21 protein-coding genes and 1 tRNA gene are annotated in these 22,957 nt (G+C 72.6%); 13 read left to right on the forward strand and 9 right to left on the reverse strand.

Going from position 1 to position 22,957, the window contains the following annotated elements:
- Positions 1-27: 27 nt before the first annotated feature.
- Positions 28-1,152 (reverse strand): P1 family peptidase, encoded by a 1,125-nt coding sequence (locus tag ABZ951_RS09920; protein WP_344092000.1) that lies wholly within the window; start codon positions 1,150-1,152, stop codon positions 28-30.
- Between the two features lie 13 nt (positions 1,153-1,165).
- Positions 1,166-2,407: a low temperature requirement protein A gene (locus ABZ951_RS09925; RefSeq protein WP_344091997.1), complete on the reverse strand. Its 1,242-nt coding sequence runs from the start codon at positions 2,405-2,407 to the stop codon at positions 1,166-1,168.
- Positions 2,408-2,568: 161 nt separating this feature from the next.
- On the opposite strand from ABZ951_RS09925, the gene ABZ951_RS09930 reads away from it, so the two are divergent.
- A complete protein-coding gene (locus ABZ951_RS09930) occupies positions 2,569-2,775 on the forward strand; it encodes a hypothetical protein (RefSeq protein ID WP_344091995.1) in 207 nt (68 codons plus the stop codon).
- A 37-nt stretch (positions 2,776-2,812) separates the two neighbouring features.
- Here the strand turns inward: ABZ951_RS09930 and mscL are convergent, their stop codons facing one another.
- The 5 genes from mscL to ABZ951_RS09955 all read right to left on the reverse strand — a co-directional run bounded on the left by mscL (position 2,813) and on the right by ABZ951_RS09955 (position 8,463).
- A complete protein-coding gene (gene mscL, locus ABZ951_RS09935) occupies positions 2,813-3,292 on the reverse strand; it encodes a large conductance mechanosensitive channel protein MscL (protein WP_344091992.1) in 480 nt (159 codons plus the stop codon).
- 805 nt (positions 3,293-4,097) lie between these two features.
- A complete protein-coding gene (locus ABZ951_RS09940) occupies positions 4,098-4,949 on the reverse strand; it encodes an S-methyl-5'-thioadenosine phosphorylase (RefSeq protein ID WP_344091990.1) in 852 nt (283 codons plus the stop codon).
- A gap of 98 nt (positions 4,950-5,047) precedes the next feature.
- Positions 5,048-5,386: an FmdB family zinc ribbon protein gene (locus ABZ951_RS09945; RefSeq protein WP_344091988.1), complete on the reverse strand. Its 339-nt coding sequence runs from the start codon at positions 5,384-5,386 to the stop codon at positions 5,048-5,050.
- A 66-nt stretch (positions 5,387-5,452) separates the two neighbouring features.
- Complete coding sequence (locus tag ABZ951_RS09950) at positions 5,453-6,730, reverse strand: MFS transporter (protein ID WP_344091985.1); 1,278 nt, start codon at positions 6,728-6,730, stop codon at positions 5,453-5,455.
- Between the two features lie 233 nt (positions 6,731-6,963).
- A complete protein-coding gene (locus ABZ951_RS09955; RefSeq protein ID WP_344092093.1) occupies positions 6,964-8,463 on the reverse strand; it encodes a potassium/proton antiporter in 1,500 nt (499 codons plus the stop codon).
- A 226-nt stretch (positions 8,464-8,689) separates the two neighbouring features.
- Between ABZ951_RS09955 and ABZ951_RS09960 the strand changes: the two genes are divergently transcribed.
- Positions 8,690-11,572: a penicillin acylase family protein gene (locus ABZ951_RS09960; RefSeq protein WP_344091983.1), complete on the forward strand. Its 2,883-nt coding sequence runs from the start codon at positions 8,690-8,692 to the stop codon at positions 11,570-11,572.
- 146 nt (positions 11,573-11,718) lie between these two features.
- Here ABZ951_RS09960 and ABZ951_RS09965 read toward each other — a convergent pair whose 3' ends face one another.
- Positions 11,719-12,342: a 5-formyltetrahydrofolate cyclo-ligase gene (locus ABZ951_RS09965; RefSeq protein WP_344091981.1), complete on the reverse strand. Its 624-nt coding sequence runs from the start codon at positions 12,340-12,342 to the stop codon at positions 11,719-11,721.
- A gap of 51 nt (positions 12,343-12,393) precedes the next feature.
- On the opposite strand from ABZ951_RS09965, the gene galU reads away from it, so the two are divergent.
- The 8 genes from galU (at position 12,394) to ABZ951_RS10005 (ending at position 18,140) form a co-directional block, all read left to right on the forward strand.
- Positions 12,394-13,296 carry a UTP--glucose-1-phosphate uridylyltransferase GalU gene (gene galU / locus ABZ951_RS09970; RefSeq protein ID WP_344091979.1) on the forward strand — a complete coding sequence of 301 codons (903 nt, stop codon included), beginning with the start codon at positions 12,394-12,396 and terminating at the stop codon, positions 13,294-13,296.
- A gap of 82 nt (positions 13,297-13,378) precedes the next feature.
- The gene (glp, locus tag ABZ951_RS09975) at positions 13,379-14,641 is read left to right on the forward strand and encodes a gephyrin-like molybdotransferase Glp (RefSeq protein ID WP_344092091.1); all 1,263 of its coding nucleotides are present in this window, start codon (positions 13,379-13,381) and stop codon (positions 14,639-14,641) included.
- Positions 14,642-14,729: 88 nt separating this feature from the next.
- On the forward strand, positions 14,730-15,230 hold the full coding sequence (gene moaC, locus ABZ951_RS09980) for a cyclic pyranopterin monophosphate synthase MoaC (protein WP_344091977.1): 501 nt from the start codon (positions 14,730-14,732) through the stop codon (positions 15,228-15,230).
- The gene (locus tag ABZ951_RS09985; protein ID WP_344091975.1) at positions 15,227-15,706 is read left to right on the forward strand and encodes a MogA/MoaB family molybdenum cofactor biosynthesis protein; all 480 of its coding nucleotides are present in this window, start codon (positions 15,227-15,229) and stop codon (positions 15,704-15,706) included. The genes moaC and ABZ951_RS09985 overlap by 4 nt, the downstream gene beginning before the upstream one ends.
- Positions 15,703-16,323 carry a GNAT family protein gene (locus ABZ951_RS09990; protein ID WP_344091973.1) on the forward strand — a complete coding sequence of 207 codons (621 nt, stop codon included), beginning with the start codon at positions 15,703-15,705 and terminating at the stop codon, positions 16,321-16,323. Before ABZ951_RS09985 ends, ABZ951_RS09990 begins: the two co-directional genes overlap by 4 nt.
- Before the next feature lie 151 nt (positions 16,324-16,474).
- Complete coding sequence (locus tag ABZ951_RS09995; protein ID WP_361279584.1) at positions 16,475-17,539, forward strand: hypothetical protein; 1,065 nt, start codon at positions 16,475-16,477, stop codon at positions 17,537-17,539.
- Between the two features lie 87 nt (positions 17,540-17,626).
- Positions 17,627-17,700, forward strand: a tRNA-Ala gene (locus ABZ951_RS10000).
- Positions 17,701-17,804: 104 nt separating this feature from the next.
- The gene (locus ABZ951_RS10005) at positions 17,805-18,140 is read left to right on the forward strand and encodes a hypothetical protein (protein WP_344092989.1); all 336 of its coding nucleotides are present in this window, start codon (positions 17,805-17,807) and stop codon (positions 18,138-18,140) included.
- A gap of 42 nt (positions 18,141-18,182) precedes the next feature.
- Here ABZ951_RS10005 and ABZ951_RS10010 read toward each other — a convergent pair whose 3' ends face one another.
- The gene (locus ABZ951_RS10010) at positions 18,183-20,435 is read right to left on the reverse strand and encodes an alpha-N-acetylglucosaminidase (protein WP_344092991.1); all 2,253 of its coding nucleotides are present in this window, start codon (positions 20,433-20,435) and stop codon (positions 18,183-18,185) included.
- A gap of 238 nt (positions 20,436-20,673) precedes the next feature.
- Between ABZ951_RS10010 and ABZ951_RS10015 the strand changes: the two genes are divergently transcribed.
- The 3 genes from ABZ951_RS10015 to ABZ951_RS10025 all read left to right on the forward strand — a co-directional run bounded on the left by ABZ951_RS10015 (position 20,674) and on the right by ABZ951_RS10025 (position 22,956).
- A complete protein-coding gene (locus tag ABZ951_RS10015; protein ID WP_344092993.1) occupies positions 20,674-21,129 on the forward strand; it encodes a hypothetical protein in 456 nt (151 codons plus the stop codon).
- A 21-nt stretch (positions 21,130-21,150) separates the two neighbouring features.
- A complete protein-coding gene (locus tag ABZ951_RS10020) occupies positions 21,151-22,383 on the forward strand; it encodes a HAMP domain-containing sensor histidine kinase (protein ID WP_344092995.1) in 1,233 nt (410 codons plus the stop codon).
- Positions 22,384-22,452: 69 nt separating this feature from the next.
- Positions 22,453-22,956, forward strand: coding sequence for a DUF1269 domain-containing protein (locus ABZ951_RS10025; RefSeq protein ID WP_344092997.1), 504 nt, complete (start codon positions 22,453-22,455; stop codon positions 22,954-22,956).
- Position 22,957: the final 1 nt, after the last annotated feature.

Here is a 22,957-nt window from a genome sequence, read left to right on the forward strand (position 1 = left end):
GCGCCGGGACGGGTCCCGGCGCGCCGCCTAGGCGGAAGGGCCGCCGTACAGCTCCCGGTAGGAGGGGAAGACGCCGCCCGGGCCGTCCACGCTCTCCGCCGCGCGCACGGCCTTGACGACCGACCGCGTCAGGACATCCGCCCCGGCCGCCAGGATCTCGTTGAGGGCCCCGGCCGCCAGCAGTTCCGCGTCCCCGAAGAGATCCTCGGCGACCAGCGGGCGGTCGCCCGTGGCCAGCGCGAAGACGGTGTCCCCGTCGTTCAGCAGGTGGACGGGCCGCACGGCACGGGCCAGACCGTCGTGGGCCGTGCCGGCGAGCTTCTGCGCCTGCGCGCGGGTCAGCTCCGCGTCCGTGGCGACGATCGCGAGCGTGGTGTTCAGCGGCGGCCGCACGGACGCGGCCGAACGCTGCCCGGACTCCTGCCGGGCCGCGGCCAGCGCCGCGAGGGCCGCCGTGTGGCGCTCCCGGTCCGGGAGCACGACGACACCGTCGGCCAGCTCTCCGTACAGCGCTCCCGTCGACGGCTCCACGACCGAGCCCGCCGCGTTGACGACCGTCAGGGCCGCGACGGTCGTCCCCGAGGGCAGGACGACGCTCGCCGTACCCACACCACCCTTGAGACCACCGGCCACCGCGCCCGTGCCGGCGCCGACGTTGCCCTGGGCGACCGGAGCCCCTGCCTCCGTATTGGCCGCGGCCTCGGCCGCCGCCCGGCCGAGAGCGGCGTCGGGACGCGCTCGCCAGTCACCGCCCCGGCCGAGGTCGAAGAGCGCGGCCGCCGGGACGACGGGCACGACCTGGGCCGGGTCCGGGCCCACCCGGAAGCCGCGCCCCGCCTCCTCCAGCCAGGCCGTCACCCCGGAAGCGGCGTCGAGACCGAAGGCGCTGCCACCGGAGAGGACGACCGCCTCGACGCGCTGCACGAGGTTGCGGGGGTCGAGGGCGTCGGTCTCCCGGGTCCCCGGCCCGCCGCCCCGTACGTCCACGGCGGCCACCGCGCCGCCTTCGCCGGTGAGCACCACGGTGGTGCCGGTCAGGGCGCCGTCACCGGTGCGCTGGGCGTGCCCGACCCGCAGCCCGGAGACGTCGGTGAGCGCGTCAAGAGGCCCGGTGCGGGGGGAGTTGCTCGATGCGGTGCGCGCGTCAGTCATGGCGTCATGGGTATCACGCGCCGCCGGCTCCTTCCCCGACGCCCTCGGTGCCTGCGGCGGCCCTTGCGCCCTGTCGGCCGGCGGGAGGCCCTACCGACAGGGCGACGCCCACCGCCACCGTGGCCGCGGCCACCAGCCCGGTCAGCAGCACCGCCGCCCGCCCCGCGAACGTGCAGGCCAGGACGAGCACCGCCGAGACGGGCAGAACCAACTGCTGGGCCAGGGTCCTCTTGTGGTGCCGCGAGTGGATTGCCCATACCGAGAACATGAACAGCGCGGTGGGGACGGTGACCGCGCTCGCCGCGGCGAAGGCGGAGATGTGTGCCTTGCCGATGGTCTCCTCGATCGCCACCTCGATCCCGGCCCCCACCGCGGCCGCCGACCCGAAGACGAAGTAGTGACCGTAACCCCAGAGGAACGCCTGCCGGTTGGAGACCAGGTGCAGATGGATGGGGACGGCGAAGTAGATCCAGTAGGCGGCGAAGATGATCAACAGGCCGCCACCCGCGATCGGCAGCAGGGTGCCCAGCGCCTCGTCCTCGTCCAGCGCCGACTGGACGGCCGTCGTGGCCGCGAGGACGGTCTCGCCGAGCATGATGATCGTGAACAGCCCGTACCGCTCCGCGATGTGGTGCGGATGCCAGCCCGTCGTGTACCGGTGCTCGGCGAACGCGGGGACCGCCATCTCGACGATCGCCATCCCCAGGAACAGCCAGGGCCTCGCGTGGAGAGGCAGGAACAGCAGCCCCAGCCAGCCGACCTGGCAGAGGCTCACGCCGGCGGCGTACCGCAGTGCCGCGCGCCGTTCCTCGCCCGTCGAGGAGTGCGCGGCCCGCAGCCACTGCGTCACCAGCGCCAGCCGCATCACCAGATAGCCGAGCCAGACCACCGCGAAGTTGCCGTCGTCGGCGGCACGGGGCACGCCCGCCGCCAGGATCAGCACACCCGCCATCTGCACCAGCGTCACCACGCGGTACGGCACGTCGTCCGTGTCGTACGCCGAGGAGAACCAGCTGAAGTTGACCCAGGCCCACCAGATGGCGAAGAACGTCATCAGATAGCCGGGGATGCCGCTCTCCGGGTGTCCCTCGGCGAGGGCGTGCACCAGCTGGCGGCCCGCCTGTGCCACCGCCACCACGAAGCACAGGTCGAAGAACAGCTCCAGCGGTGTCGCGGCGCGGTGCTTCTCGCCCCGGCCGCGCGCGGTCATCCGGCGCAGCACGCCTGCACGGGCGCGGGGTGCGTCCTCGCTCATAGGGCGATTCTCGCCGCGTACGCCGCCCGCCGCGCGCGGAGACTGTGCGCGGGAGGCAGAGCGAGGACGGGCAGGAGCGGCGGTGCAGGGAGGACAGGGAGGACAGGAAGTGCGCGAAGGAGGGGAGGGAGGGGAGAGGGCCGGCCCCGTACCCTGGGAGCATGAGCACTGCCCCCGATTCCGCCCCCGAGCCCGCCGTCGAGCCCGCGCCCCGGCCGCGCAACGCCGCCGCGCTGATCTTCGACGATCCGCTGTCGCAGCAGTCCTCGGACGACACGGACCGCGGCTGGGGCGACCGGCCGTCCGGCGGCGGGAGCGCCGCGGACCTGGCCCGTTTCCTGGACGAGAAGCCGCCCCACCACATCTGAGCCCGGCGCCGCAGCCGGGCCCACCACCGCTCGGCCGCTACCGCTGGGCCGGTACGGACTCCGCGTCCGGGCCCCGGCGCTGCTCGACCAGCGCGTCCCTGATCTGCTCCAGCAGTTCGAGCTCGGTGGCCTTGGCCGGGCCGGTCTCCGCCGGGGTCCGGGCGGCCTGGCGCTCCTGCAGTCGCTTCATCGGCAGCAGCATCAGGAAGTAGACCACCGCCGCGGTGATCACGAAGGTGAGGACGGCGCTGAGCACCGAGCCCCACTGGATGTAGACGCCCTTCGTCACCTCGCCCGCAGCGTTCCGCGCACAGGGGCCCTTGATGCAGGACGCGTAGTGGTCCAGGTCCTTGGTGCCGAAGGCGCCGACGACCGGGTTGATCACACCCTTGACCACCGAGTTCACGATGTTGGTGAACGCAGCGCCGATGACAACGGCGACCGCGAGGTCTATCACGTTGCCCCGCATCAGGAACGCCTTGAAGCCTCCAAGGACGCCTGTCTTCTTCTCGCTCACCGAACAGCCTCTCTCTGTACGCACATGAAACGGATTGGCCGGATTCACGGCCTCTGAGAGAGTTTGGCAGCTCTCGGAGGAGTGAGGCGAACGTGACGAGGGAGCGAGTGGCGTGAGAAGGGAAACGCGGGAGGGAGAGGGACATGGCGATCACCGCCCGGTGTGAGGAGCGCGGACCGAACCGAACCCACCCCACGATTCCGGCATTCGCCGGATCCTGCTGAGCCCTGTGGACAACCTCCGGGTTGTGGATAACCCGGTCACCCTGCGGCGGTCGCCGTCCTGGTCCCGTCCCGGCCCCGTCCTCGCCTGTCGACGCTCCCGGCCTCCGGTCTCCGGCCGCGGGATCGGCCTCGCTCCGGAGACCCGCCTGCCCTGCCTGTCTCCCGCCTGCCCCAGCCGGCCCTGCCCCGAGGTGTCGGCGGGCCGCCAGGGCCCGCCCCAGGCCCGCCCACCCGGCCTCAAGGCACCCCCGCCGCCCAGGTCGCGAGGGCCCCGGCAGATCCGTCCCGAATCCCCGGCAGGCCGCCACGGCCCACCGCCCACCGGGTCCCGCCCCGCCCGCCAGGACCAGGCCCCCCGGCATTCCGCCAGGGCCTGCTGACCCACCGGCCCCGCCCGCCGGTCCCGTCCATCGGCCCAAATGCCCTGTCCGGACCCGGCGCACCCATCCCCCCAGGTCCCAGCAGCCCCTCACGACCCACCTGGCCCACCGCCCGCGCGCAGCCTCGCCGCCCGCCCGGCAAGGGCCTACGGCAGACGGCCCACCGCCCGCGCGCAACCGCACCGCCCGCCCGGTAAGGGCCTACGGCAGCTCGATCCCCAAGTTCACCCCATCGTGCACCCGCGCGCACAGACAGCTCCGCTCGTCGTTCTCCGGCAGGGCGCAGACCGCCGCGAAGAGCACCTCGCGCAGCCGCCCCACGTTCTCGCCGAAGACCCGCATCACCTCTTCGTGGGAGACGCCCTCGCCCGTCTCGGCCCCCGCGTCCAGGTCCGTGACCAGCGCCATCGACGTGTAACAGAGCTCCAGCTCACGGGCGAGCACGGCCTCGGGGTGCCCGGTCATGCCGACCACCGACCAGCCCTGTGCCGCGTGCCACCGGGACTCGGCCCGCGTGGAGAACCGCGGGCCCTCCACGACCACCATCGTCCCGCCGTCGACCACCGGCCCCCACCCGTGCCCGCGGGCCACGGCGACCGTCACCGCGCGCCCGGTGGGGCAGTAGGGGTCGGCGAAGGTCGGGTGGACGACGTTCGGGACCGTCCCGTCGGGGAGGGGCTCGCCGTCGAAAAAGGTCTGGGTGCGCGCCTTCGTGCGGTCCACCAGCTGGTCCGGGACGACCAGCGTCCCCGGCCCGAACTGCGGGTGCAGCCCGCCCACCGCGCACGGCCCCAGCACCTGCCGTACGCCGACCGACCGCAGGGCCCACAGGTTCGCCCGGTAGTTGATGCGGTGCGGCGGCAGGTGGTGGCGGCGCCCGTGCCGGGGCACGAAGGCGACCTTGCGCCCGGCCAGCTCACCGAGGAAGAGCGAGTCGCTGGGCGGCCCGTAGGGAGTCTTCACCGTGACCTCGGTCACGTCTTCCAGGAAGGAGTAGAACCCCGACCCGCCGATCACGCCTATGTCCGCACGCTGGGTGCCCAAGTCGACCATGAAACACACCCTAGCGGCGGGCCCGCGCACGACAGAGCCCGCTGTTTCCGGAGGGAAACAGCGGGCTCGAAGCGCTGGAGTGACGCGTGCGCCAGGTTTCAGGCCGCCGAAGAGGTGCTGCTCGACGTGCTCGACGCGGTCGAGGAGGAACTCGACGCGGACGTCGAGGAAGCCGACGACGAGCCGGCGTCCGAACCGCTCTTCGCGGCCGAGGCCGTGGCCGGTGCGGCGGGCTTCGCGGGGCTGCTGCTGGACGACGAGCCGCGGCTGTCGTTCCGGTAGAACCCGGAGCCCTTGAAGACGATGCCGACCGCAGAGAACACCTTCTTGAGGCGTCCGTCGCAGCTCGGGCACACGGTCAAGGCGTCATCGGTGAATTTCTGCACCGCCTCGAGGCCCTCGCCGCACGCGGTGCACTGGTACTGGTAAGTCGGCACTTGCTCCTCCTGGCACTCTCACTCGTTGAGTGCTAACGACGGTCCATAGTGCAGTATTCCGGCGCGTCAGTCCACCGAAACGGGCTCGCGGTGACCCACCCCACGTGCGGCGATCCGCGATTCACCCTGGGGCGTGAGTGCCTTGCGCAGGGTGAGAAGGACCACCATGGCCAGGGCGGTACCGACCAGCGGCACCACGAAACCGGCACTGGCCGAGTGCCCGTCGATCAGCTTGCCGCCGAGGCTGGCACCGGCTGCCTGGCCGAGGCCCACCGCGCCCGTCAGCCAGGTGAACGCCTCCGTGCGGGAGGACGCGGGCACCAGCGACTCCACCAGCGTGTAGCCGGTGATCAGGGCCGGGGCGATGCACAGACCGACGAGCAGACCGAGCGCGCCGAGCACCGGCAGCGCGTCCGCCGCCCACAGCGGGGTGGTGGCCAGGGCCAGCAGCGGGTAGGCGATCAGCAGCCGGCGCTGCGGGCTGACGCGCCAGGCGATGGCACCGCAGACGAGGCCGGCGATCATGTTTCCGGCCGCGAAGGTGCCGTACAGCAGACCGTTGAGGCCCGGCTCGCCGATCTCCTGGGTGAAGGCGGTCATCGAGACCTGCATCCCGCCGAAGACGGAGCCGATGCCGAGGAAGGCGATCGCCAGGACCCGGACGCCGGGGACGGACAGCGCCGAGGCGCTCTTCTCGCCGCCGCCGGAGACCGACCGGCTCGGCTGCGGCTGCGTGCGCCGCTGGGAGGCGAACAGCAGACCGCCGACGACGGTGAGCACCGCCTCGGTGACCAGACCGGCGGCCGGGTGGACGCCGGTGCACAGCGCCGTGGCCAGCACCGGGCCGATCACGAACGTGAACTCGTCAGTGACCGACTCGAACGCCGCCGCGGTCGGCATCAGCGGCGAGCCCTCGAGCTTCGCCGCCCAGCGGGCCCGCACCATCGGGCCGATCTGCGGCGTCGACGCACCGGCGGGCACGGCCGCGGCGAACAGGGCCCACAGAGGGGCGTCCGCCAGCGCCAGGGTGATCAGCAGGGAGATGGCCGCGGCGTGGATGACCACGCCGGGCAGCAGGACCTTGCCCTGTCCGAAGCGGTCCGCGAGCTTGCCGCTCTGCGGCGCGAAGAGCGCCATGGCGACACCGGCGGTCGCCGAGACGGCGCCGGCGATGCCGTACGAGTCGGTGGTGTGCTCGACCAGCAGCAGGATGCCGATGGTCAGCATCGCGAACGGCTGCCGGGCCAGAAAGCCGGGGAGCAGGAACGTCCAAGCGCCCTTGGTGCGCAGCAACTGTCCGTATCCGGGGCGTGCCCCGCTACGGTCGTTGACCGTGGATGCCACGGTCCGGGCCTTTCCGCCGCCTGGTAGCGCACTCCAGACGGGGAAATACCGCACGGAAGCACGCCGAGAGCTGTCCTCTCGCGCAGGACCGTGGTAGATGCCGTGCCGGCCGCCTTGTGTCGCGCGACCGCGGCCGCCGTGCGGTCGCGCCAGCCCTGCATCAGGCAGAGTTGGTTCGGTTTGCCGGCCCTCGGTGTTGAGGACCGGTGATGAAGAGATGCGAAATAACGAGGTTACTTCCTCTTTATCGTACCCGGAGTCCCCAGCCAGCCCGCAAGCTTTCCTCCCTCACCGACCGCGCGCAGCCGCTTCTCCGTCGCGTCCCGCACCGGGTCGGTGGCCACCACCAGCAGCTCGTCGGCGACGCGCAGCACGGTCGTCGGCGCCGGGACGAAGCTCTTGCCGTCCCGGACCACGAGCGTGACCGCGGCCCCCGGAGGCAGCCGCAGCTCGCCGACCTCCACACCGTGCATCCGTGAGCCCTCCGGGATCCCGACGGACAGCAGGTGCCCGCGCAGCCGCTCCAGGGGAGCGGACTCGATGCCGAGATCCTCGGGCTCGTTGTCGCCCAGCCGCAGGTGGCGGGCCAGCCAGGGCAGGGTCGGGCCCTGCACCAGGGTGTAGACGATCACCAGGACGAAGACGATGTTGAAGATCGTGCGGCTGTGCTCCACGTCGGCCACCATGGGGATGGTGGCCAGCACAATCGGTACCGCGCCGCGCAGCCCGGCCCAGGACAGCAGGGTCTTCTCCTGCCACGAGGTGCGGAAGGGCGCCAGGCTCAGGAACACCGACAGCGGCCGCGCCACCATGGTCAGCACCAGTCCGACGACGAGCGCGGGGACGATGTCGTCGCCCAGCTCGTGCGGGGTGACCAGCAGGCCGAGCAGGACGAACATGCCGATCTGCGCGATCCAGCCGAGCCCCTCGGCGAAGCCGCGGGTGGCCGGCCAGTGCGGCAGCTTGGCGTTGCCGAGGATCAGTGCGGCGAGGTAGACGGCCAGGAAGCCGGAACCGTGTGCGAGGGCGCCGCCCGCGTAGGCGGCCGTCGCGATGGCCATGACGGCGATCGGGTAGAGGCCGGAGGCGGGCAGGGCGACGTGGCGCATCCCGTAGGCGCCGAGCATGCCGATCGCGAGGCCGACAGCGGCGCCGATCGCCAGCTCCAGGGCGATCTTCCCGACGAGTACGTACCAGTGGTCGACCGGCCCTGCCGCCGAGAAGGCGACGACGAGGATGACGACGGGGGCGTCGTTGAAGCCGGATTCGGCCTCCAGGACACCCGTCAGCCGGGACGGCAGAGGAACGTTTCGCAGGACGGAGAAGACGGCGGCCGCGTCCGTGGAGGACACCACGGCGCCGATGATCAGGGCCTGGCGCCACTCGACGCCGGCCAGATAGTGGGCCGCGGTGGCCGTGACGCCGACGCTGAGCGCGACGCCGAGGGTGGACAGGACGGCGGCCGAGGGCAGCGCCGGTTTGATCTCGTGCCACTTCGTGCCGAGACCGCCCTCCGCCAGGATGATCACCAGGGCGGCATAGCCGATCACCTGGGTCAGGCCGACGTCGTCGAAGGAGATCCCGATGCCGTCCTGGCCGATGGCGACGCCGATGCCCAGATAAATGAGCAGGCTGGGGAGCCCGCTGCGCGAAGAGATCCGTACCGCCGCCACGGCGACGAGCAGGACGACAGAGCTGATCAGCAGGAGTTCGTTGAGTTGGTGGACAGTCAGGGGCCGGTCCCTTCAGGCGTCTTTCCTCGGGTATCGGCCGAAACGTTCCTTCGGCCGACCGGAACTTCATTTCCTCACCTAATATTTTACGGGTTCTTGACGCGTGATAGCGGCCACAGCGATTGATGTCACTGTGCCGGTCGGACTCCGCGTCCGGGTGCCCGGAGCCCTGCGCCTATGGTTGCTTCAGCACCTCCAGGACCACCCTGCCCCTCTAAGGACAGCGATGCCCGCCAACAAGACCGGCCCTTCCGGCAAAAAGAAGACCGGTAAGAAGAAAGGCCGACGCGCCCGGCTGCTCGTGCTCACCCTCGTGCTGCTGCTCGTGGCGGGTGTCGGCTACGGCGCGTACTGGAGCGTCAGTACCGTCCGCGCCTCCTTCCCGGAGACCAGCGGCACCCTTCAGCTGAAGGGTCTGTCCGGCGAGGTCAGGGTCGCGCGCGACGGCAACGGCATTCCGCAGGTCTACGCGGACACCCCCGAGGACCTCTTCCGCGCCCAGGGCTTCGTCCAGGCGCAGGACCGGTTCTGGGAGATGGACGTCCGCCGGCACCTCACGGCGGGCCGCCTCTCCGAGATGTTCGGGGCCAGCCAGGTCGAGACGGACGCTTTCGTCCGCACCATGGGCTGGCGGAAGGTCGCGCAGGAGGAGTACGACTCCAAGCTGTCGGCGACCACCAAGAAGCAGCTCCAGGCGTACTCCGACGGAGTCAACGCCTACCTCAAGGACCACCAGGGCAAGTCGCTGTCGGTCGAATACGCCGCCCTGGAGTTCGAGAACGACTACAAGCCCGAGAAGTGGACCCCGGTCGACTCGGTGGCCTGGCTCAAGGCCATGGCCTGGGACCTGCGCGGCAACATGCAGGACGAGATCGACCGTTCGCTGGCCTCCACCCGGCTGACCCCCAAGCAGATCGAGGAGCTGTACCCCTCCTACCCGTACGACCGGAACAAGCCGATCGTCGAGGGCGGGGCCGTCGACCCGGCCAAGAAGGAGTTCGACCCGCAGGCCACCCCGGCCGCCGGCCAGTCCGGCACCCCGGGCGCCGGCGGGACGGGCACCCCCGGCACCTCCGCCACCCCTGGGACCGGCAACAGCGCCAACCCCGGCACGTCGGGCGGCACGGGCACGGGCGGCACCGGTGGCACCGGTGGCGCGGCCAACGGCACCACCGGCGGTGGCGCCGCGAACGGCCTGCGCACCGGCCTGTCGTCGCTCTCCAGCACCCTGGACAAGATCCCGGCGCTGCTCGGCCCGGCCGGCAACGGCATCGGTTCCAACTCCTGGGTCGTCTCCGGCAAGTACACGACGACCGGCAAGCCGCTGCTCGCGAACGATCCGCACCTCGCGCCGCAGATGCCCTCGCTCTGGTACCAGATGGGCCTGCACTGCAACAAGGTCAGCGCGGCGTGCCCGTACGACGTGGCCGGCTACACCTTCTCCGGCATGCCGGGCGTCGTCATCGGCCACAACCAGGACATCGCCTGGGGCTTCACCAACCTCGGCGCCGACGTCTCCGACCTCTACCTGGAGAAGGTCACCGCCGACAGCTACCTGTACGACGGCAAGCAGGTCCCCTTCGCCACCCGCAAGGAGACCATCAAGGTCGCCGGCGGCAAGAGCCGTGAATTCACCATCCGCTCGACCCACAGCGGCCCGGTGGTCTCCGACCGCAACGACGAGCTCGGCAAGGTCGGCCGCGACGCCCCGGTGAAGGACCCCGCGCCCGACCGTGCGGAGGGCTACGCCGTCTCGCTGCGCTGGACCGCGCTGGACGCCGGAAAGACCATGGACGCCCTGCTGGAGCTGAACCGGGCCACCGACTTCGCCCAGTTCCGCAAGGCCGCCGCGGGCTTCGAGGTCCCCTCGCAGAACCTGATCTACGCCGACACCAAGGGCAACATCGGCTACCAGGCCCCCGGCCGGATCCCCGTCCGCAAGGGCGACGGCCGCTACCCCGCCCCCGGCTGGGACCCCGCCTACAAGTGGACCGGTGTCATCCCGCAGGGCGAGCTGCCCTGGGACTTCAACCCCAAGCGCGGCTACATCGTCACCGCGAACCAGGCCGTCACCGACAAGAAGTACCCCCACCCCCTGACGGCCGACTGGGGCTACGGCGCCCGCAGCCAGCGGATCAACGACCTCATCCAGTCGAAGATCAAGGACGGCGGGAAGATCTCGACGGATGACATGCAGAAGATGCAGACGGACAACAGCAGCGAGATCGCCAAGCTGCTGACGCCCTACCTGCTCAAGATCGAGATCAAGGGCGACAACGAGCGCGAGACGAAGTACGTCCGCGAGGCGCAGAAGCTCCTGCAGGGCTGGGACTACACCCAGGAGGCCGACTCGGCCGCCGCCGCGTACTTCAACGCGGTGTGGCGCAACACCCTGAAGCTGGCCTTTGGCAACAAGCTCCCCAAGGAGCTGCGCGTCAAGGACCAGTGCCTGTGGGTCCGCCCCGCCAACGACTCCGGTCCGCAGGAGGACCTCGACGGCAACACCCGGCGCGTCGAGGAGTGCGGCGAGCGCGCACCGGACTCGGCCCAGCCCAACGGCGGCGACCGCTGGTTCGAGGTCGTCCGCAACATCCTGGACAAGCCCGAGAACGAGTGGTGGAAGACGGGCGGCCGCGCCAACCCCGGCTCCACCAACCGGGACGAACTGCTCCAGCGCGCCATGAAGGACGCCCGCTGGGAGCTCACCTCCAAGCTCGGCAAGGACGTGAACTCCTGGAGCTGGGGCCGGTTGCACCAGCTGAACCTCAAGAACCAGACCCTCGGCAAGGAAGGCCCCGCCGTCGTGCGGTGGCTGCTCAACCGCGGGCCCTGGAACCTCGCCGGCGGCGAGGCCACGGTCAACGCCGCGGGCTGGAACGCCGCCGGAGGCTACGACGTCATCTGGGTGCCGTCGATGCGCATGGTGGTCAATCTCGGCGACCTCGACAAGTCCCGGTGGATCAATCTCACCGGAGCCTCGGGTCACGCCTATAACGACCACTACTACGACCAGACCGACAAGTGGGCCAAGGGCGAGCTGCTCCCCTGGGCCTACAGCCCGGCGGCCGTGAAGAAGGCGACGGACGCCGAGCTGACGCTCAAGCCGTAGCGCCTGGCCGGCGGCTTGTGGGGATGCGCCTCCGCTGCGCGGCGGTGTCCTCGAGCACCGGACCGGCTGATGTGACTGAGCTCAGCTGACATCAGCCGGTCCGGTGCTCGCCGCCGCAGGCGGCAAGAGACGGGCCCGGGCCGGGCTCACGCAGTAAACCGGCGCACCCCGCCAGGGGTGACCACCGCGTGTACGGGGTGGTCGTGCGGTTCCTCCGGGACCCGCGCGACCACCTCGTTGTCGTAGAGGAGCACGACGCGCGCCGGAGCCGCCCCGGCCCGGTCCAGGCGGGCCAGCACCCGGTCGTAGCTGCCCCCGCCGCGCCCGAGGCGCATGCCGCGGCCGTCCACCGCCAGCCCCGGCAGCAGCACGGCGTCCGCCCCTGTCACCGCGTCCGGGCCGAGCCGCTCGCCGTCCGGCTCCAGCAGCCCCCTGCCGGCCTTCACGAGGTGAGCGGCCCCGCGGTACACGCCCCAGTCGAGATCGTTGTCCGCCATCAGCACCGGCAGCAGGACGCGCACGCTCCGTGACCGCAGCGCGTCCAGGAGCGCGCGGGTGCCGGGCTCGCGCCCGACCGACACATAAGCGGCCACCGTCCCCGCGCCCGCGAGCTCGGGGAGCTCCAGCGCGCGCCGGGCCAGGGCCCGTCCCGCCGTCTCCACGTCACCGGGGGTCAATCCGGATCTCACCGCCAGGAGACCCTGGCGCAATCCGGCCTTCGTACCGTCGGATTTGATCACTGTTCGTACATGTTCCCTGCCTCGGGTCATACTCGGTGGAGCCTCATCATCCGTCCGATCCCAACCGTTAGTGTTCGGCTCATGACTCATTCGCGTTCTCGGATCAGCAAGGCTGTCATCCCTGCCGCCGGTCTCGGCACCCGCTTTCTCCCGGCCACCAAGGCCACGCCCAAGGAGATGCTGCCGGTTGTCGACAAGCCGGCGATCCAGTACGTGGTGGAAGAGGCCGTCCTCGCCGGGCTGTCGGACGTCCTCATGATCACAGGGCGTAACAAACGCCCGCTGGAGGATCACTTCGATCGCAACTACGAGCTGGAGGAGGCGCTGCGCCGCAAGGGCGACGACTCCCGGCTCGCCCGGGTCCAGGACTCCAACGACCTGGCGACCATGCACTACGTCCGCCAGGGCGACCCCCGGGGCCTGGGCCACGCCGTGCTCTGCGCCGCTCCCCACGTCGGCGACGAGCCCTTCGCCGTCCTCCTGGGCGACGACCTCATCGACGTCCGCGACCCGCTGCTGTCGAACATGGTCGACATCCAGCGCAAGCACGGCGGCAGCGTGATCGCCCTCATGGAGGTCGACCCCGCCCAGATCCACCTCTACGGCTGCGCGGCCGTCAAGCCCACCGACACCGCCGACGTCGTGGAGATCACCGGCCTGATCGAGAAGCCCGACCAGGCCGACGCCCCCAGCAACTACGCCGTCATCGGCCGCTACGTCCTCGACCCGGCCGTCTTCGACGTGCTGCGCGAGACCGAGCCCGGCCGCGGCGGCGAGATCCAGCTCACCGACGCCCTCCAGGCCCTCGCGGCCGAGCCCGGCCTCGGCGGACCGGTGCACGGCGTGGTCTTCAAGGGCCGCCGCTACGACACCGGGGACCGCGGCGACTACCTGCGCGCCATTGTCAGACTGGCATGCGAGCGTGAAGATCTAGGTCCGGACTTCCGCGCCTGGCTCCGCCGTTATGTCACCGAGGAGATGTAGCACTTTGAGCACATCCGCCGACACCCCCGCCGCCCCGGCCACGGCCCCCGAAGCCGCCTCCGGAGCGGAGCGCCTCTGGTCGGTGGAGGAGCACCTCGAGGACATCCTCGCCAAGATCCGCCCCCTGGAGCCCATCGAGCTGCAGCTCCTGGACGCCCAGGACTGTGTGCTCGTCGAGGACGTCACCGTCCCGGCCGCCCTGCCCCCCTTCGACAACAGTTCCATGGACGGCTACGCCGTCCGCACGGTCGACGTCGAGGGCGCGAGCGAGGAATTCCCGGCCGTGCTCACCGTGATCGGCGATGTGGCGGCAGGCAGCGGCGACCTCCCCGTCGTCGGCCCCGGCGAAGCCGCCCGCATCATGACCGGCGCCCCCTTGCCGCCCGGCGCCGAAGCCGTCGTCCCCGTCGAGTGGACCGACGGAGGCACCGGCGGCGGCCCCGCCTCCGCCATGGCCGCCCACAGCGCCGCCCCCGACGGCGGCTCCGGCGAGGTCCGCGTCCACCGCCCCGTCACCGCCCGCGCCCACGTCCGCGCCCGCGGCAGCGACGTCGCCGCCGGCGATCTCGCCCTCGCCGCCGGTACGGTCCTCGGCCCGCCGCAGATCGGCCTCCTCGCGGCGATCGGCCGGGCCAGCGTCAAGGTCCGTCCCCGTCCCCGCGTCGTTGTCATGTCGACCGGCAGCGAGCTCGTCCAGCCCGGCGAGGCGCTCGCCCCCGGCCGCATCCACGACTCCAACAGCTTCGCCCTCACCGCCTGCGCCCGGGACGCCGGAGCCATCGCCTACCGCGTCGGCGCGGTCGACGACGACGCCGCTACCCTGCGCTCCACCCTGGAGGACCAGCTCATCCGGGCGGACGCCGTCGTCACCAGTGGCGGGGTCAGCGTCGGCGCGTACGACGTGGTCAAGGAGACCCTTTCCGAGCTCGCGGGCGACGAGGGCAGCGTCTCCTTCCGGAAGCTGGCCATGCAGCCGGGCAAGCCGCAGGGCTTCGGCCGGATCGGCCGGGACCGCGTCCCGCTGTTCGCCCTGCCGGGCAACCCCGTCAGCTGCTACGTGTCCTTCGAGCTGTTCGTACGCCCGGCCATCCGCGCCCTGATGGGTCTCGCGCCCTTCGACCGGGAGACGGTCCGCGCGGTGTGCGCCGAAGAGGTCGCCTCCTCGCCCGAGGGCCGCCGCCAGTTCCTGCGCGCCCGGTACGCGGACGGCACCGCCACCGTCGTCGGCGGCTCCGGTTCCCACCTCGTCAAGAGCCTGGCCGACGCCGACGCCCTCATAGTCGTCCCCGAGGACACCACGTCCGTGGCGGCCGGCACCGAGGTCGACGTGATCCTCCTCGGCTGAGGCCCCGCGCGCACCCGGCCCACCACCTGCTCCGCCCCGTCCGCTGCCCGATACGGTGTCTGCCCACAGAAACCGGACCAGGAGAACGATGAGCAGCGCCCAGGACCCCCTCAATCCCCCGCCCGGCCTCACCCACATCGACAGCGCGGGTGCGGCCCGCATGGTCGACGTCTCCGCCAAGGAGGTCACCCACCGCACCGCGCGCGCCAGCGGCCGGGTGACGGTCTCGCCGCGCGTCGTGGAGCTGCTCCGCGGGGAGGGGGTCCCCAAGGGCGACGCCCTCGCCACCGCCCGCATCGCCGGCATCATGGGCGCCAAGCGCACGCCCGACCTGATTCCGCTCTGCCACCCCCTGGCCGTCTCCGGGGTGAAGGTCGACCTGACGGTCGCCGACGACGCCGTCGAGATTCTCGCCACCGTGAAGACCACCGACCGCACCGGCGTGGAGATGGAGGCCCTGACGGCCGTCACCGTCGCCGCCCTCACCGTCGTCGACATGGTCAAGGCCGTCGACAAGGCGGCCGTGATCACGGACGTCAGGGTCGAGGAGAAGACCGGCGGGAAGTCCGGCGGCTGGAGCCGTCCGTGAGGGCCCTCGTCGTCACCGCCTCCCACCGGGCCGCCACGGGCGTCTACGCGGACAAGGGCGGCCCGCTCCTCGCGGAGGGTCTGCGGGCCATGGGCTTCACTGTCGACGGCCCGCGGGTCGTCGACGACGGCGATCCCGTCGAGGCGGCCCTGCGGGAGGCCGTGGCCCAGGCGTACGACGTGGTGGTGACCACCGGCGGCACCGGCATCTCGCCCACCGACCGCACCCCCGAGGCCACCCGGCGCGTCCTCGACTACGACGTCCCCGGCATCCCCGAAGCCATCCGCGCCCAGGGCCTGGCCAAGGTGCCCACGGCCGCGCTCTCCAGGGGCCTCGCCGGAGTGGCCGGCCGCACGCTGATCGTGAACCTCCCCGGCTCCTCCGGCGGGGTCCGCGACGGCCTGGCCGTGCTGGAGCGGCTGCTCGTCCACGCCGTGGACCAGCTGCACGGTGGCGACCACCCCCGGCCGGCATGAGCGTCTGGCCGGCCGAGCTGACGGACGGCGATGTCGTCCTGCGCCCCATCAAGCTGCGCGACCAGCACGCCTGGCGCGAGGTGAACCGGCGCAACCGCGACTGGCTGCGCCCCTGGGAAGCCACCATCCCCCCGCCGCCGCCCGGCGGGCCGCCCGCCCAGCGCCCCACCTACCGGCAGATGGTGCGCCACCTGCGGGCCGAGGCGCACGCGGGCCGCATGCTGCCTTTCGTCATCGAGTACCAGGGCCAGCTGGCGGGTCAGCTGACGGTGGCCGGGATCACCTGGGGCTCGATGTGCTCGGCCCACGTCGGCTACTGGGTGGACGCGGCCGTCGCCGGCCGGGGCGTCATGCCGACCGCCGTCGCGCTCGCCACCGACCACTGTTTCCGCACGGTCGGCCTGCACCGGGTGGAGGTGTGCATCCGGCCGGAGAACCTGCCCAGCCGCCGGGTGGTGGAGAAGCTCGGTTTCCGCGAGGAAGGGCTGCGCCCCCGCTATCTCCATATCGACGGTGCCTGGCGTGATCACCTCGTTTACGCCCTGACGGCGGAGGAGGTCGCGGAGGGGCTGCTGGCCCGCTGGCGCCGCTCCCGGCCCAGCACCTCACAAAAATAAAATAAACGTTCGAATTTGACTGTCAATTGACGGTATTCGAGTGATCTAGGTCCCAACAATCACAAAAAAAGTTCGAGATATCAGCCGGATCGTGCGACACACCGGGCCAATTGGCGGAATCCCTTGAGTGCGTCCCTCTACGGTGTGAACTGTGAGCAGCAGCGGCCTCATCTACGCAGTCATCGTCGGGGCCTGGGCCGCCTACTTGGTGCCGATGTGGCTCCGTAGGCAGGACGAGCTCAACGAAGCTCGTCCGACGGAACGCTTCAGCACGGCCATCCGGCTCTTGTCCGGACGGGCGGGCATGGAGCGCCGTTACGCCAAGGACCTGGAAGGGCGCGCCGCCGACGACGCGCCGGTCTCAGCCGAGCCCGCGGAGCCGGAGGCCCGCGTGCCCGAGCCGGACATGCCGACCGAAATGGTCGACGTCCGGTCCTTCGGCGCGCCCTCCGCGGCCCCCGCCTCCGGCGCGTCCGCGCCGCCCGCCCCCTCGGGGGCCGCGGCGTCGGCGGCCGCCGAGCGGGCCCGGCGCTCCAAGGTGCTGGCGCGCCGGCGGCGCACCACGGTGATCCTCTTCCTGGCCTTCTCCCTCGGCGCGGTCGTCGCGGGCGTCGGCGGGCTGGCGTTCTTGTGGGTTCCGGCCGTGCCGGCCCTGCTGCTCAGCGCGTACATCGTCTATCTGCGGCTCCAGGAGCGGCGGCGCTTCGCCTTCACCATGGACCAGCGGCGGGCCGAGCTGGCCGCGCAGCGGCTGCGTGAGGGCCGGACGCGCCCTCGCGCGGCGGCGCCGGACCCCGTGGCCGCCGCCGCCCCCGTTGACACCGCGCCCCACCCGGCGCCGGTCCCGGCCCCGCCCGCCGAGCCCTCGGCCACCGCGGACCGCCGCGCCCTGGTCGAGCAGACCGACCACGCGGAGTGGGTCGACCAGCAGCGCGACCGGGGCGCGGGGGAGGGCTGGGAGCCCGTGCCCGTGCCGCTGCCGACGTACGTCACCGCGCCGGTCGCACCGCGCGCGGGCGACAGCGCGGACCTCGGCACGCCGGACACCTGGAGCTCCGCCCGCTCCAGCACCGCCGAGCCGGCTGCGGCCCGCCGGAAGCAGCCGTCGGAGGACCGCCGCCCGGGCCGCCCCCGCCGCCGCCCCCGCGAGCGCGGCCGCACCCCCCTCTTCGACCAGTACGCCGACGACGACCGCCCCCGCGCGGCCAACGAGTGACACCCGGCCCCGTCTCCCCCTGCTGACCAGCGGGGGAGGGGATTTCCGAGCACCCGGACGGAGGTGCTAGAGTTTCACTCGTTGCAAGGGCCTGTGGCGCAGTCCGGTAGCGCACCTCGTTCGCATCGAGGGGGTCAGGGGTTCGAATCCCCTCAGGTCCACAGCAGCTCAAAGCCCCTACCGGGTACACCCGGTAGGGGCTTTGTCATGCCCTCGGGCGCCTCTCGGGCCCCTCGGCGGCGGGTGAATCCGCCTCAGGGCCGTGATGAGCGCCCCCCGGCCTTCGGTGTTCGAAGCCGGCGCCACGGAGCTGCTGTCGCCCGGCCGCCCGCTCCTGGCCGCCGTGGTGCGTGCCCTCCCGGTGGGGCTCCCGCTCCTCCTCATCACGCGGCGGCTGCCGAGCGGAAGCTGGTGGTGGTGCTCGCCGGTGCCGGGCGCGCTCAACGTCGGGGCGTTCTTCGCGCTGCTGTTCGTCGCCGCCTACCGGCTGCCCGGCGGGGTCGCCGCGACCATCGGTGCCGTGCAGGACCTCGTGGTGGCCCTACTGGACGAAGCCGAGCGGCCCCGGCACCACCGCACCAGGTTCACGGTCGGCTACTGACCCCGAGCGCGACACCGGAACGGCGATGCTGGTACAGCTTGACTAGAGCTTGGCCGCCACCCGCTGGGCCACCCGGCGGATGTCCCCGGACGGCTTCGCCGGGTATGCCGGGTGGGTGCGCGTCCAGCGGTCCTCCAGGGCGAACCAGTCGATGGCTTTGGGCTTGCGGCCCGCCGCCAGGGCCGCGTCCAGTTCGGTGAAGTACGTTTGCCAGCGCAGCCGGTAGAGCCCGCCGACCAGCCCCGACCACTCGCGGTTGGCGTAGTCGTGCAGCTTGCCGCCGTTGGCCGAACCGCGCGCCCCCCACGTCGTCAGCAGCGACACGGCGTCGTACTCCAGGCGGTCGCGCTCGGCCTCGGAGGAGCCCCAGGCGCGGGCGTCGGCGATCCAGCGGCCCAGCAGGTGGCGTTCGTCGGTGGCGACGGCCTCCTCCAGCAGCGTCATCCAGCCGAGCCACTGGCGGGTGAGGTCGCGCAGGCGCGACCTGTTCTTCGCGTCGTAGGCCGCCTTGATGCGCGGGAGGAGCAGCCGGCTGCGGTTGGCGACCGTCTGCCGGGTGACGTCGAGGAGGTCGTAGCGGTAGGCGCTGCTGCGGCGCAGCGCGGGCGCCACGGCGAGCAGTTGGGGAAGTGCCTTGTCGAACAGGGCGGCGTCGTAGCGCAGTTTCTTCGGCGACCAGCTGCCGGCCCGGGCGACCGACAGGTCGGGGCGGGCACCGAAGAGGCCGTCGGCCGGTTCGCTCCAGCCGTCGGCGCGGCTGGTGCCGTAGGCGGTGCGGCGCAGTACGTCCCAGGCGCGCGCGGCGTGGGCGTCGGCACCGCCGTAGCGGTAGCGCGGCCACCGCTCGAACCACGACTTCAGCTCCACCGTCCCCTCCGTCCAGGGCAGGTCGCTGAAGAGGGCGAAGGCGGCGGGGTTGTTGTCGGCGGCCTCGGGCATCAGGGCGATGCCGCGCAGCGCGCTGCCCGCCTTCGTGCGCCAGGTCTCGTAGAGGGCCGCCCAGTCAGGGGCGTTGGCGCCCATCGCGGTGTGCCCGCCGAAGTTCCAGATCGATCCGAACGCGTACGGGGTGCCGCCCCAGTCGGCCTCGCGGTCGGTGACGTTCGGGTAGTGGTCGGAGATGCCGTCGAGGATGAGCATCCTGGAGCTGTCGACGGCGTCGACGATCTCGCGGCGCGGATTCTCCTGCCAGCCCAGGATGGCCCAGAGCGCCTCGGGGTGTGCGGCCCGCAGCGCCTTCTCCACGGCCCGGGCGGCATCGGCGACCGGTACGTCACCGGGCTTCCCGCCCTCGTGCAGCAGGTCCATCTTGTACATCGACGTGGCGCCGTACAGCTCCTTCTGCACCCGGTAGAAGGTGCGGGCGACGCGTGAGAAGTGGCGGGTGCGCGGGTCGAGCCAGTCCGGACGGCGGAAGCCTCCCCAGTCGCCCTGGGGGACGGTGCGGGCGCCGGGGTTGCGCTGCGCGAAGCCGGGCGGGACGGTGCCGAAGTAGCCGGGGAACACCGGGGTCATGCCCAGCTCGCGCAGCCGCCGCACGATCCGCTGCGCCAAAGCGGTGCGCCGCTCCAGGAGGGCGGCGGAGACGGGCCCGCCGAAGGAGGACATGTTCTGCAGCAGCCACCACGGCTGGTGGGCGGGGCCGGGCACCCACCGGCGCAGTTCCGCGTCGCTGTAGCCGTGCTCCGCGAACGTCCGGGCGTAGACGGCGTCGGCGCCCGCGTAGACGAGGACCTCGTTGTAGCCGTGCAGGGCCAGCACATCGATTTCGTGTTCCCAGTAGTCCCACCCTCTGTACGGCCCGGTGTAGCCGTCGTTGGTGTCGTTGAGGGCGAAGCGGTGGGTGACGTTCGCGGACTTCACCAGCGGGGTACGGACGCCGGGTAGACGGTCGGGGAGGGCGGTCTGCGCACCGTTCCAGGAGAAGTGGGCGTGGGCCGTGTGTCTGAGGTACCAGTGGAAGCCTGTGAGCTGCACGGCCGGCGTGGTGCCCTCGACGACGATCGCGCCCGCGGCCCCCGACACCCGGAAGGCGTCCGCGCCGCCCCTGCGGGGCACGGTGCGGAAGGTGACCTGGCGGTGGTGGCGCGGCAGCAGCCGGGCCACGGCCGCGGCGGCCCCGGACGCGGCCCCGCGCTCCGTCCAGGCGCCGGCACCCTCCCCGGCCCCGGGAACGGCCCCGGTGACGGTCTCAGGGACGGCTCCGGGAACGGCTCCGGCGGAGGACGGTCCCACCGCCCCCAGGACGGCGGATCCCGCGAAGGCGCCGAGGAGCGTACGACGGGCGATGTGCATGAGTGACCTCCACCGTTGCACCGCGACGACCGGACCGGACCACTTGAGCGCGGTGATCCTACGAGCTGACGACCGCCAGGAGGCAAGGGCGCGGGCGGCAATCCAGCCACGCCGGTTACATTTGGCACGAATGGCCCCGTCGGGCCTGCCCGACCTGCTACGTCCCCGCGACCGCACCCCGGGCCCCCGGTCCACCGACCGCCCCGCCCCACCCGCCGCATCCGACCCGAGGAAACCCGTGCGCCCACTGACCGCGTCCCTCGCCGCCGTGGCCCTCGCCGCGGCGCTGTCGGCCGCGCTGCTGTGCGGGTGCTCCGACCCCGGCGGCCTGCGCGTGACGGGGCAGGCCCAGCAGCCCACGGCGGGACCCGGCCCGGTCGGGGTGTCCGAGGGCCCCGGCAAGCCGTCGCTGCGCCGTCCGGCGGCCTTCGCGGCCTCCGCCGCCCTCGGCCTGTCCGATCTGCGCTGGCGCAGCTGGGGCGGGCCCACCGCCGAGGGCCGCGGCAGCGTCCGGGGCACCTGGTGCCTGCCGGAGTGCCGCGACCGGCCGTACCGGGCCAAGGTCACCCTCAGCGGGCTCGTGCGGCAGGGCGGCGCCGCGTACTACAGCCGGGTCACCGTCGACGCCGCCGACCTGCCCACCGGGCGCCGCACCGAGCTGCGCGACGTGCCGCTCCACGTGCCCGAGCGCTAGCCGCCGAGGAGCCTTCACACCATGGGACTGCGTACGAAGATCGGCGTGGCCATCACCGCCACCGCCGCCCTGGTCGCGGTCATCATGGGCCTCGTCGTGCACCACCGCACCGCCGTCAACCAGCTCGACACCGCCCGCGACACCATCGACACCCGCCTCGGCGTGGCCGTCGAGGACCACGCGGCGGGCGTCGACCGGCCCCGGACGCTCATCAACCCCGAGCGGATGCCCGGTCCGCTGCGCAAAGCCGCCGAGCAGGGCAAGCGCGCCACCTACCTCGACACCAGTGGCCGCGAGCCGATGCTGTGGGCGGCCAGCCGGCTGGGCGACGACCTCGTCGTCGTCCGGCACCCCTACGTCCGGCAGGCCAAGGACCTCCGCGACCTCGACGAGGTCCTGTGGTGGGCAGGCGGCCTCGGCACCGCGTTCGCCGGTGTCGTCGGCGTGGCTCTCGCGACCGTCGCCGGACGCCGCCTCAACGCCTCCGCCCGCACCGCCGAGCGGATAGCCGACGGTGACCTCAGCGCCCGGCTCAGGCCCCGCGGCGGCCGGGACGAGATCGCCCGGCTGATCGTCTCCGTCAACACCATGGCCGACGCGCTCGCCGCCCGCCTCCAGGCCGAACGCGAGGTGACGTCGAACATCGCGCACGAGCTGCGCACGCCCGTCGCGGGTCTGGTCGCCGCGGCCGCGCTGCTCCCGCCCGGCCGGGCCGCGGAGATGGTGCGGGAGCGGGCCGGGCGGGTGCGCGGCCTCATGGAGGACGTCCTGGAGGTCGCCCGGCTCGACGCCCGCACCGAACGGGCCGACGCGGACGTCCGCGAGCTGGGCGCTTTGACCCGGCGGGCGGTGGCCGCCACGGCCGTACCGGAGCCGGGGGCGGTGGACGTGCGGGTCGTGACCGACTGCCTGGTGGAGACCGACGCCCGGCGCGTCGAGCGGATCCTCGCCAACCTCGTCACCAACGCCTTCCGGCACGGCGGCGCGCCCGTCGTCGTCGAGGTCGACGCCGGGACCGTCCGGGTGCGGGACGGCGGTCCCGGCTTCCCCGCCCAGCTGCTCGCCCGGGGCCCGCAGCGCTTTCTCACCGGGTCGGGGTCCGGGCTGGGCCTGGGCCTGACGATCGCCGCCGGGCAGGCGGGGGTGCTCGGGGCCCGGCTGACGTTCGCCAACCCCGAGGGCGGTGGCGCGGAGGCCACCTTGGACCTCACCGCCTCGGTACGGCCGCCCGGCGACGGCGGACCGGGTGCCTGACATGCGGTCCGGTGGGGTAGGCGCGACAGTGGAAGGCACGATTTCCGCCGACGCAGGGGAGCCGCCACGATGGACGAGCACGTCCTCTTCATGAACGTCGACAGCCCCGCCGCCGGGCACCGGGCGCTGGAGGCGCTCCGGCGGGTGCACGGCGACGGTGACATCAAGCTGCGCGAGGCCACGGTGATCACCCGGGACGCCGGGGGCGCCCTCGACTTCCCCGACAGCGAGGACAACACCGGGACGGCGCGGGGCTTCGCCGTGGGCGGGCTGGTCGGCGGGCTCGTCGGCATCCTCGGCGGCCCGCTCGGCATCATGATCGGCTTTGGGGCGGGCGGGCTGATCGGCGGTGCGCGGGACGCGCGCGAGGCGACCGCCGCCAACGCCGCCGTCGAGATGCTGGCGGCGGAGGTGCCGCCGGGCAGCACGGTCCTGATCGCGGAGCTCGCCGAGGACCGGCCGGAGCTGCTGGACGACATCCTGGAGCCCTACGGCACCGCGCTGGAGCGGTACCCGGCGGACCGGGTGCGCGAGGCGGTGGAGGCGGCGATCGAGGAGGGCGGCAGGGGGTAGC

The organism is Streptomyces sp. NPDC046215 (assembly GCF_040646215.1).
Lineage (GTDB): Bacteria > Actinomycetota > Actinomycetes > Streptomycetales > Streptomycetaceae > Streptomyces > Streptomyces stramineus.